The organism is Bacillus sp. JJ634 (assembly GCF_036962285.1).
Lineage (GTDB): Bacteria > Bacillota > Bacilli > Bacillales > DSM-1321 > Peribacillus > Peribacillus asahii_A.
On record NZ_JBALMU010000067.1, the window covers coordinates 1 to 263 of the forward strand.

Consider the following 263-nt stretch of genomic DNA (forward strand, 5'->3'; position numbering starts at 1 on the left):
ATTCAAAAGATGCTCAATATTTGTTTCCATTAAATACAGTTAAAAAAGATAATTTTATAACTGAGGGATTTCGTGTAGGAGAAGGATTTGATACTGGGGAATATTATGTTGTACATTACTATTATCCTGATTGGTTTTTCTTAATCCCAATCGCTTTGTTTATTGTAAGTGGGATGTTATTTTTATTTTGGCTTATTCCTCAAATTAAATATGTTTACACGACTAGACTTTTTAAACACAAACTAAATTAATAAAGCAATATC

General features: G+C 27.4%; 1 protein-coding gene. It reads left to right on the top strand.

Annotated features, from left to right (window positions below; translation table 11 throughout):
- Positions 1 to 251: hypothetical protein (locus tag V7068_RS11605; RefSeq protein ID WP_499712922.1), on the top strand; the 251-nt coding region annotated here is incomplete at its 5' end.
- Positions 252 to 263: the final 12 nt, after the last annotated feature.